This window comes from Massilia sp. UYP34 (genome assembly GCF_056279385.1).
The window spans coordinates 1-10,672 of the sequence record NZ_JBWBRF010000028.1 but is presented as its reverse complement, the minus strand read 5'-3'; the positions used below and the strand labels follow the sequence as shown (position 1 = coordinate 10,672).

Annotated in this window: 8 protein-coding genes; 4 read left to right on the top strand and 4 right to left on the bottom strand. The window is 57.2% G+C overall.

Annotated features, from left to right (window positions below):
• Nucleotides 1-16: 16 nt before the first annotated feature.
• On the bottom strand, nucleotides 17-1,576 hold the full coding sequence (locus tag ACZ9AQ_RS22805; RefSeq protein WP_429206973.1) for a formate dehydrogenase beta subunit: 1,560 nt from the start codon (nucleotides 1,574-1,576) through the stop codon (nucleotides 17-19).
• Nucleotides 1,573-1,992: a formate dehydrogenase subunit gamma gene (locus tag ACZ9AQ_RS22800; protein WP_429206976.1), complete on the bottom strand. Its 420-nt coding sequence runs from the start codon at nucleotides 1,990-1,992 to the stop codon at nucleotides 1,573-1,575. Before ACZ9AQ_RS22800 ends, ACZ9AQ_RS22805 begins: the two co-directional genes overlap by 4 nt.
• 203 nt (nucleotides 1,993-2,195) lie before the next feature.
• On the opposite strand from ACZ9AQ_RS22800, the gene ACZ9AQ_RS22795 reads away from it, so the two are divergent.
• Both ACZ9AQ_RS22795 and ACZ9AQ_RS22790 read left to right on the top strand, forming a co-directional pair.
• The gene (locus tag ACZ9AQ_RS22795; protein WP_429206974.1) at nucleotides 2,196-3,260 is read left to right on the top strand and encodes a substrate-binding domain-containing protein; all 1,065 of its coding nucleotides are present in this window, start codon (nucleotides 2,196-2,198) and stop codon (nucleotides 3,258-3,260) included.
• Between the two features lie 82 nt (nucleotides 3,261-3,342).
• Nucleotides 3,343-4,371: an IS5 family transposase gene (locus tag ACZ9AQ_RS22790; protein ID WP_476108417.1), complete on the top strand. Its 1,029-nt coding sequence runs from the start codon at nucleotides 3,343-3,345 to the stop codon at nucleotides 4,369-4,371.
• 182 nt (nucleotides 4,372-4,553) lie between these two features.
• On the opposite strand, the gene ACZ9AQ_RS22785 is transcribed toward ACZ9AQ_RS22790, so the two are convergent.
• Together ACZ9AQ_RS22785 and ACZ9AQ_RS22780 are read right to left on the bottom strand one after the other, a co-directional pair.
• Entirely contained in the window at nucleotides 4,554-5,510 is a 957-nt protein-coding gene (locus ACZ9AQ_RS22785) for a DUF4365 domain-containing protein (RefSeq protein WP_429207294.1), read from the bottom strand.
• 163 nt (nucleotides 5,511-5,673) lie between these two features.
• Nucleotides 5,674-6,129, bottom strand: a complete 456-nt coding sequence (locus tag ACZ9AQ_RS22780; protein WP_429207292.1) for a hypothetical protein — start codon at nucleotides 6,127-6,129, stop codon at nucleotides 5,674-5,676.
• A gap of 312 nt (nucleotides 6,130-6,441) precedes the next feature.
• Here ACZ9AQ_RS22780 and ACZ9AQ_RS22775 point away from each other — a divergent pair, with 312 nt between their 5' ends.
• Together ACZ9AQ_RS22775 and ACZ9AQ_RS22770 are read left to right on the top strand one after the other, a co-directional pair.
• Nucleotides 6,442-6,918, top strand: coding sequence for an efflux RND transporter permease subunit (locus tag ACZ9AQ_RS22775; protein WP_429207297.1), 477 nt, complete (start codon nucleotides 6,442-6,444; stop codon nucleotides 6,916-6,918).
• Between the two features lie 245 nt (nucleotides 6,919-7,163).
• Complete coding sequence (locus ACZ9AQ_RS22770) at nucleotides 7,164-10,463, top strand: DEAD/DEAH box helicase (protein WP_429207290.1); 3,300 nt, start codon at nucleotides 7,164-7,166, stop codon at nucleotides 10,461-10,463.
• Nucleotides 10,464-10,672: the final 209 nt, after the last annotated feature.

Sequence of the window (10,672 nt, the reverse complement as noted above, 5' to 3'; positions counted from 1 at the left end):
TCTCCTGGGCCGCCGTTCAGGCGGCCAATTCGTCGCCGGCCACCTGGCCGAAGTCTTGCGGGAAGTGGTTCAGCGCCGACAGCACCGGGTAGGGCGTCATGCCCCCCATCGCGCACAAGGAACCATTGAGCATGGTGTCGCACAGGCTGCGCAGCAGGATCACCTGCTTGGGACGCTCATCGCCGGCGCGGATCTTGTCGATCACCTCCACGCCGCGGGTGGAGCCGATGCGGCAGGGCGTGCACTTGCCGCACGATTCGACGGCGCAGAACTCCATCGCGTAGCGCGCCAGATTGGCCATGTCGGCGCTGTCGTCGTGGACCACGATGCCGCCATGGCCCAGCACCGCCCACAAGGCGGCGAAGGCTTCGTAGTCGAGCGGGGTGTCCCACTGCGACGGCGGCAGGTAGGCGCCGAGCGGGCCGCCCACCTGCACCGCCTTGATCGGGCGGCCGCTGGCGCTGCCGCCGCCGTAGTCAACCAGAATCTCGCGCAGCGTGGCGCCGAACGCCAGCTCGATCAGGCCGCCGTTCTTGATATTGCCGGCCAGCTGCACCGGCAGGGTGCCGCGCGAGCGTCCCATGCCGAAGTCCTGGTAATACTGCGGTCCCTTGTCGAGAATGATCGGGACCGAGGCCAGCGACAGCACGTTGTTGATGACGGTCGGCTGGCCGAACAGGCCGGCCAGCGCGGGCAGGGGCGGCTTGGCGCGCACCACGCCGCGCTTGCCCTCGATGCTTTCCAGCAGGGCGGTTTCTTCGCCGCAGATGTAGGCGCCGGCGCCCTTGCGCACTTCCAGCTCGAAGGCGCGGCCGCTGCCGGCGACGTTCGGCCCGAGCAGGCCCGCGCGCGTGGCCGTCTGGATCGCGTGATCGAGCGCCGCGATCGAATGCGGATACTCGCTGCGCACATAGATGAAGCCGCGGGTGGCGCCGACCGCGAGGCCGGCGATCGTCATGCCCTCGATCAGGACGAAGGGATCGCTCTCCATGACGATGCGGTCGGCGAAGGTGCCGGAGTCGCCTTCGTCGGCATTGCAGACGATGTATTTCTGGTGGCCGGGCGCGCGCAGCACCGTGTTCCACTTGATCCCGGTGGGGAAGGCGGCGCCGCCGCGCCCGCGCAGGCCCGAGGCGGTGACCGCGGCGACGATGTCGGCGCCGCTCATGGTCACGGCCTGGCGCAGGCCGCGGTAGCCGCCGTGGGCCTCGTATTCGCCCAGCGACAGCGGATCGGTGATGCCGCAGCGGGCGAAGGTCAGGCGGGTCTGGCGGGCCAGATACGGAATCTGTTCGACGAGGCCGAGCGCCAGGCGGTGCGTGGATTGGCCGTCGTGGAAACCGGCATCGAACAGGGCGGCCACGTCGCTTTCGTCGACGTTGCCGAAGCCGATGCGCCCGTTCGGCGTCTCGACCTCGACCAGCGGCTCGAGGTACAGCAGGCCGCGGGTGCCGTTGCGCACCAGGTCGATGGCGACGCCGCGCCGCGCGGCCTCGCTGCGAATCGCGGCGGCGACGTCGTCGGCGCCCAGGGCCAGCGCCGACGAATCGGCGGGAACGTAGATGCGCACGCTCATGCGACCTCCTCGGCCTTGGTGGCAACTTTCGCGACCAGCCTGTCGAAACGCGCCGGCGTCACGCGTGCGTGGACCGCGTCGTTGATCATGATGGCCGGCGCGGTGGCGCACTGGCCCAGGCAGTACACGGGTTCCAGGGCGAAGCCGCCGTCGGCGCTGTGTTCATGCAGATCGCATCCGAGCGCCTGGCGGGCGTGCGCCAGCAGGGCGTCGGCGCCCATGCTCTGGCAGGCCTCGGCGCGGCACACCTGCACCGTGCAGCGCGCCGGCTGCGTGGTCTTGAAGTAGTGATAGAAGGTGATCACGCCATGCACCTCGGCGCGCGAGAGATTGAAGCTGTGGGCGAGTCCCTCGACCGCATCGGGCGGGATGAAGCCGAGCCGGTCCTGGATGGCGTGCAGCACCGGCAGCAGCATGTCCTGGCCAAGCAGGCCATTGTGCGCATGAAGTGCGAGGATGTCGCCGATGACGCGGCGCGCTTCGGTGTAATCGGGTGATTTCATGGTGTCTCCATCTGTGCCTTGCATATGTTTATGGGAACATATATAACGGCTTTTATGCACTGCTTGGTCCAGAGTAGCACCCGATTCACCGGTGTTCAATATGAAGGATTTTGCATATGATCAGAGTGGAGATACGGCCGGACTGGTTCGTGCGCGACGCCTCCGGCGCGCCGACCGCGCTGCCGGCGCTGCTCGGGCTTTTGCTGGCGGTGAGCGAACTCGGTTCGATCAGCAAGGCCGCCACGGCGCGCGGCATGTCCTACCGCCATGCCTGGGGGCTGCTGCAGCAGTTCTCGGCGCAGTTCGGCGTTCCATTGGTGCACAAGGTGCGCGGGCAGGGCACGGTGCTGTCGCCGCTCGCCGAAAAGCTGATGTGGGCCGACCGCCGCATCCACGCCCGCCTGACCCCGACCCTCGACAGCCTGGCCTCGGAACTGCAGCAGGAACTGGCGCGGGTGCTGGTCGGCGACGCGCAGGTGCTGCGCCTGACCGCCTCGCACGGGTTCGCGGTGGCCGCCCTGGTGACGCAGCTGAACGAGCATGGCGTCACGGTCGACATCAATTACCGGAGCAGCAGCGATGCGGTGGCGGCGCTGGCGCGCGGCGAGTGCGACCTGGCGGGCTTTCACTTGCCGGTGGGGAAACTGGAAGGGGCGGCCGCCGCCAAGTACCGGCCCTGGCTCGACCCCGAGCGCCACGCGCTGCTGCACCTGGCGTACCGCATGCAGGGGCTGTTCGTGGCCAGGGACAATCCGAAGGGCATCACCAGCCTGGCCGACCTGGGGCGGTCGGATCTTCGCTTCGTCAACCGCCAGAAGGGATCGGGGACTCGGGTGTTACTGGAGCTGCTGCTGGCCGACCTGGGCGTCGACCCGGCCGTGATCAACCGTTCCGGCACCGCCGAATTCACGCACGCGGCGGTGGCGGCCTATGTCGCGAGCGGCATGGCCGACGTGGGCTTCGGCGTCAAGACGGCGGCGCGGCGCTTCGATCTCGACTTCATTCCGGTCATACGCGAACGGTATTTCCTGGCCTGCCATGCCGGCGCGCTGGACACGCCGCTCCTGAAGGCGACGCAGACGGCGATGGCGAGCGCCGTTTTCAAGGAGGTGCTCGCGGGGCTGCCTGGCTATGACGGCGCGCTGTGCGGCACCCGGCTCGATACGCAGTTCCTGCCTTAAGGCCACCTCTAAAAACCTCGGCCGAGACGCCTGCGGCTGGGTAAAATCCTGACATCGAACCAAGCCAGCGAGTGCCGTCATGATGAAACCCCGTATCAGTCTGTTTGCCGAGCAGGAGCGTGAGGACCGGCGCGCAAGGCTGGGGGATCCGTTGGTGGGCTTGGCCGAGCACGTGGATTTCGAGGCGCTGGCGGCGCGCATCGATGCCGCCGCACCGCGTCCTTCGCGCGCCAAGGGCGGCCGTCCGCCGTACCCGACGGTCTTGATGATCAAGATCCTGGTGCTGCAACAGCTCTACAACCTGGCCGACGACGCGTTGGAGTACCAGTTGCTGGACCGCCGCAGTTTCCTGCGTTTCCTGGACCTGACCGAGAGCAGCAGCATCCCCGACGCCAAGACGATCTGGCTGTTCCGTGATCGTCTGGCGCAGGCCGGCGTAGGCAATCAGGTCTTTGAGCAGGTCCAGCAACAGCTGCTGTCGCAGGGCTACCTGGCGCGTTGCGGGCAGATCGTCGACGCCTCGCTGGTGCAGGCCCCGGTCCAGCGCAACAAGCGGGAAGAAGCCGAGACGGTCAAGGAAGGCACGATGCCGCTGAGCTGGAAACCGCACAAGCGCGCGCAAAAGGATGTCGATGCCAAGTGGACCAGAAAGCACGGCAAGAATCATTTCGGGTACAAGCTGCATGCCAGCGTCGACAAGCGTTGCAAGTTGATCCGCAAGATCGCCATCACGCATGCTGCCGTGGCCGACACCACGGTATTCGAGGAATTGCTCGACCTGAACAACACGAGCCGCGATGTCTATGCCGACCGGGGATATCCGAGCATTGAACGCGAAACCAGCCTGAAGCAAGCCGGCTGGCGCGTGCATATTCAGCGGCGCGGGCATGCGACCAAAGGCATTTCCGAGACGCAGAAGCGGCGCAACCGCGCGATCGCCACGCCGCGCGCCCGCGTCGAGCATGTGTTCGGGGCCTTGGCCCAGATGGGCGGCAAACTGGTGCGCTGTCTGGGGATCGTGCGCACCACGTTCGTCTTGCAGCTGAAGGCGGCCAGTTACAACCTCAAGCGTCTCCTCTTTTTGAAGGAACGCGGCTTGGCGCCGTTTTAAAAAGCAGTTCGGCAGCCTGCGGTTGCCAAACCTGCCCGGGCCAGCGTGCCTGGCGCTTTAAAAATCACGCTACTGAGCGATGCTGGAGCGCGGACTCACATTTCGCCTGGCTCTGCTCACGCCGAGAGCGGGTTATTCGAGGTCACCTTTAGCAAAGCAAATGAATTGCTCTCCCCGCCTTTTCATGAGGCTACGTGTCCTAATGCGGTTGGCAGAAACCACTCACGCCAAACGTCTTCATAAGTCTTCGGCAGGAGTGATAATTGCCGCCAAAGTTCGAAGACATCTAATTTTTTAAAGTAATTTTCGAATTCTGCTCGATCGACTCCGTGTGGGGTTTCAACTGGTATAGGAAAAAAGGACGGTTGGCCCGTCGCAAGGAAGCGCTTCAATCCAGCCCCGTCGTAAGCTATTGGGACACACATTTCAGTATCGTCCCAAAAATCATAGGCGGCTATTCTGCGGGCAAATACCTCCGCTAACCCTCGCCAGTTTCCATTTTCAGCCCATTGAAGCTCTGAGTATTGATAGGTGAAGCGCTGAAATGCAGCTAACAATTTTGGTCTCTTCGCGTACCATCGAAGCGCCACCAAGCCTCTTTCAGTTCCGATTTCGTTACTCGTTGGAACATGTATTGTGCGGCTCTGCTTGTTTCGGTAATCTGCGTGCCGGGGAGTCAATATTTTGTCAACATAGTCATTCAAACACACAAACGAGCATCGTCGAGCTGCAAGATCCGCAATAACGAGCAAGACAGGAACACCGATGCCCATGCGTTCGACAGTAACCAATTCTGATGTTTCCAGTTGAAAACGATACGTGTCGACCTCAGCAACTTTGTCGGCACGATCGAGAGCCTCAGGCCCTTTTTCCACATTCCCACGACCAAAGATCGAAAGCGGCAGTACTGCTGGAGCCGCTATACTTTTGAGTTGGACGAAAAAGTGCTCGCCCAGCGTTTCATACATGCCTGGTCGTCCTTCCCCTTCACCGGACTTAAAAGTTTCGACGGCAAAATCCAAACCGTAGTCGGGACGGTATTCCCGCATAACCCAGTGCTTCGGTAGCTTTGAACGAAGGAGTTGCTCGCCCTCCTGATCAATTAGGTGCTGTTCTGACCTTTGCTTACTAAATGCCATATTTTTCGTGTCCTCGACGACTAATCGGTTAATACCTATCTTTGAATGACAGTCGGCTCATGGCCGAACCAGGCCGTTCGTGCCAGCATAGCAGGTTGCCAAACCGAAAAATAGGGAGCAGCGCGACAGGCTGCATCCGACCCATTGCGGACGTTGATAGCCACTAAGGATCATCATGTATGCGCCATGTCCTGCTTCGCGGCACGTACGTCAGAAACGGCGTTTGCTCTGAGTTTTCGGGCGTGATGTCCGCAGAGAGTTCCAGAGCCTCCGCCAAGTTCTCGACAAATGACAACACTGCCTCATGCTCCAATGGGCCAGTAATTTCCTTGGGCGAGATGTCGAGTTCTAACTGCTCGAAAATGAAGAAGTGACAGCAAATTTCAACCGCGCCGTCCAACAAAATCGACAACATGTGTGAACCTTCACGATTTCCCAGAACGCTACGAGATCCTGGGAATGGGGCCGCCACTCCGTCAAAGGTGTACGAGCATTCGTAATGGCTGAGCAGTTGATCGAAGCGATCCCAATGCACAGCTTCGGTATCCTGCACGTAGATGTCTCGAAGCGATCCATCGCGTTCCCATAATCCTGCTACGTCGTGGAAGTCTGGTTTCATGCAAGTAGATGATCGACTGGTGGATGTGGGAGTTGAATGTCTGCTCTTGGCCCAGGCTGTGTAAAAACGCGATGTCGGCACATTTTCACGGGTCGCTTTACCATTAGCGACCCTCGGAAAACGCCGTGGTGACCGTTTTGGATGGCCGGGCCTGCCTGCGATTTTGCCTAGGTCAGCGTTTTTACACAGCCTGGGCCGAAAGCGGAAGTTCGTCGCAGCCAGTGTAACTCAGCAAGAAGCGGTGGACTTCGCTATTTCACACCCGGTAGTCCCAGTAATTTCTAGAACGTCGCATCTGTTTCGGAAAGTCACATCAACGCAGGCGTTCGCGTGCCGACAGGCGTATGGCTCACCTGGGGCGGACAGTTTGAAAACCCAGAGCGTGCACGCATGCGGCTGGCAGTGGTTGTGTCGGCTTGCTTCGCGTTAATCGTCGTCTTGCTTTACTCAGCCGTTGGCTCATGGCGCGCAGTTGAAGTTATCTTTATTGGAGTGCTTCTGGCCCTGATCGGCGGCATCGCGGTGCTTTGGCTGCGCGGTCTGCGACTCTCGATTTCGGCAGCAGTATGCTTTATCCTGTTGTCTGGGGTAGCCGTGCTGAACGGGCTGGTGATGGCGGGCTCCATCGCCGGCCTAGCGAAAAGGCTGCCGTGGAAACAGACGGTGCGTGAGGGAGCGCTTCAGCGCCTTCGGCCGGTATTGATGACTGCCCTGATCTCATCACTCCGCTTTGTTCCGATGGCCTTGGCGACTGGCCAGTCACGATTTTTTTTCTTGTTCACACCCTGAGAGCTGGGGGAGGCCGGCCTTGGCGGCTAACGAGGAGAGATGCTTCGATCGGTTGCTTTTTGCGTCGCTCGTTGCGTTCGCTGTACCGGTCTGTCACGTAGTCCGTGCGTCTCCATGTCAAGAGCTGAACTTGAACAAGTCACCACGACGTCCACGACGCGGTCGTAATAAGTTGAATTACTGCTTGCGATAATTATAATATTATATTTATACTTTCCTAACTGAAATCTAATGTTAGGCTACCGATGTCGATCGCTTTAGCTCCAGTTTTACCTCCTTTGTTCGCAATTCATGGGAAACTCGGAAGTGGAAATTTGCTTGTCCAGTTGCGACAGCCTTCCATGCGAAGTAAATTCTCGGAAGAGCACGGTCTATCCGACGCCGGTATCATACGTGTCGTCACTCCGAATGGATTCGTCGCGCAACTCGCCGGGGACCGAACTACGGAATTACCGGAAGGCGTAGACGGCGTTCTACATGTCGTGGACCAAGCGCCGCACGTCCAACCTATAGCTAATAACCGCGGGAAGAAAAGGACGGCCTGGATCCATCCCGCAACACTTCTTCCGGCCTCACTTTCTGTCGACGCGTCGACTTCGTTGTGCGAGAGTGTACGGCAGAGCTGGATTGACAGCGTCCATTTTAAAGAAGAGACGACGAACGATGATGGATCGGTCAATCCAGGTCTGCGGGAGCCGCAGATCGGGGCGCTCCACGCTATATTGGGACATTGGCGTTCGTCGAGCGACCCGGCTACGGTCGTGATGCCTACTGGAACAGGTAAGACGGAGACAATGCTAGCGACGATGATAAGTGAGCGGATAAAAAGGCTCCTTGTTGTGGTCCCGACGGTGGCGTTACGTGAGCAGATATCCGAAAAATTTATAACCTTAGGCTGGCTGAAGCATTTCGGCATTGTGGATTCTGCCGCTGAATATCCCATTGTCGGCATCGCGCAGAAGCGGTTCACAAGTATTGAAGACGCAGACGACTTCTTTTCGCGATGCAATGTTGTTGTTACAACGATGAATGTTGTCGGGATGTGTGGCGCCGATGTCCAAGCCAGGATCGCGGGTCTTTGCTCCCACCTGTTTATAGATGAGGCGCATCACATCTCAGCAAAAACATGGGACGGATTCAAAGCGTACTTCTCAGGTAAGCCTGTCCTTCAATTCACGGCTACGCCGTTTAGGACCGATGGTAAGCTAGTCGGAGGAAAAGTAATATTTAATTATCCTCTTAGCCGAGCTCAGCAGCGCGGATATTTCAAACCTATTCAATTTCGTTCGGTCTGCGAGTTCGCCCCCGCTTCAGCTGACCGCGCGATCTTAGAAGCCGCGACTGCTGCATTGACACAAGACATCGAAGCAGGTTGCGATCATATCTTGATGGCGCGTGCCGTTTCAATCATACGCGCGGAAGAAATTCATGGCCTTTACCTTCAATTGGCTGGACATTATAAACCAGTTTTAATCCATAGCGAACTGACTTCAACGGAGCGTACCGAACGATTTGCTGCACTACGCCGCCGGGAGACCAGAATTGTTGTTTGCGTAGATATGCTGGGTGAAGGCTTTGATCTGCCGGAACTCAAGATAGCCGCGCTCCATGACATGCACAAGAGTCTAGCGATCACGCTTCAATTTGTAGGCCGCTTTACTAGAACGACTGACAAAATCGGGAATGCCACCGTCGTGGCCAACATCGCCGATGCGGCGGTGGAACAAGGACTCCAGAACCTTTATGCCGAAAATGCAGACTGGAACGCGGTCCTTAAAGTGTTAAGTGAAGGAGCTACCGAAAATCAGATTCGCCGAACGGAGTTTATCGGCGGATTCGATCCGGATAAGCTTTCTCTTCCAATCCAAAATATCTTTCCAAAAATGAGTGCGGTGGTTTACAAAACGACCATAAAAGATTGGATGCCGCATAGAGTAGTGGAAGGAATCGGATTCTCACGCATTTACACTGGTCCAACTGTAAACTTAGAAACGAAGACTCTCGTTCTTGTGACAAAGGACGAAGAAGCCGTGCCGTGGGGCGATGTGCGCGAACTCAGCAACGTGAACTGGAATCTATATATTGTTCACTGGAACGAAACACAGGGCTTGTTGTTCATAAATAGTTCCGATAACAGCAGCTTGCATGAAGACGTAGCAAAGGCTGTTGGTGGCAGTGATGTCGAATTGATTAGAGGTGAAAGCATTTTCCGGTGCCTGCACAACGTAAATCGGTTCGTCATCATGAATCTCGGGTTAAGTCATGTTATCAGTAAAGCTATCCGTTTTTCTATGCATGTTGGCCAAGACATCGGACAAGCACTCAGCGACGCATTACGGGAAAATAAGACGAAATCGAACCTCTTCGGCAAAGGGTACGAAGCTGGCGATGAAGTCACCTATGGATGTTCCCAAAAAGGACGAGTCTGGTCCTATAAAATTGCATATGATCTCGCTGCGTGGGTAGACTGGTGTCATGTGGTAGGAAGCAAACTTACTGACGATAGCATCTCGACCGCTGATATATTCAGGAACGTGATCTTGCCAGAGACGATTTCGGCGCGTCCTCAGGTCGTCCCAATTGCGATTGAGTGGGATAGCGTTCTCTTGCAGAAGCCCGAGCGGAACGTACAGATTCAGATCGGAACCGTTTCTGCGCCGCTCTTTGATGTGGCACTTGAGCTAGTTGACAACATGCCAGATGGCCCAATTGTTATTAGGGTCCGTGTTGAGGGAGCGGAAGCGCTTTATGAGCTGAAGTTTGAAGAAGCAAGAATTAGCTTTATTCCGCGTTCTGTATCCACCTCAACTATCTTCATCGGGAGGCGCGAATTTGATATTGCAGCGTGGTTTGAAACGAATCCACCGACAATTTTCTTTGCTGACGGAAGCATGTTGGTTTCAAACGAAATATTCAGGCTCCCCGCACTCAGCAAAAGAGCAGTTTTTGATTCGAGTCGTATCCTCCACTGGGACTGGAGTGGAGTAAATATCAAGAAGGAATCTCAAGGTGTAGGGAAACGTACGGACTCAATTCAGTACAGGGTGCTCTCCGAATTGCGCAATCAACAACCTGATGAGCAGTTCGACATTTTGTTCGATGATGATGATGCTCGCGAGGTGGCAGACGTTATCGCGATAAAAGTACGAGATAAGTGCATTCAGATAAATTTATACCATTGTAAATTTTCAAAAGAATCGATTCCGGGGGCACGAATTGATGACCTATACGTAGTCTGCGGTCAAGCCCAGAGGAGTGTTTACTGGCGCGGAAATATCGGGGGGCTTTTTACGCATATGCAGGCACGCGATGCAAGTCGGATCAAAAACAAAAATGCTTCTCGATTCGAAAAAGGCGATGCCCGAACGCTACTCGGGATTGCGAATAAAGCAGAGCTTCTAGATGTGAAATTCAAAGTTTTTATCGTTCAGCCTGGGCTCTCAAAAGACAAGATCACTTCAGGGCAGCAGGAACTTCTCGCAGTCACAAACCTTTATCTACGAGAAACTTTCGACATCGAAATGGTAGTTGTTGCGAGTGCATAGGTCTTGGAACCGGCACTGCGGAAGGGCTGCGGACCTACTTAGGAAAAGAGATTTATTAGTAAGCACACAAATCCCCTGAGCAGTATCGAGGCCGTTCCCATCTTGGTGCTTAGGTGTTCAGTGCCGTGCGATCATTTTCCTCGCCGTAGCTGGCCTTTGTTCCGAGCAAAGGCTATGCTCGACGACTTGATTGCTGGGTTCAGCAGTCC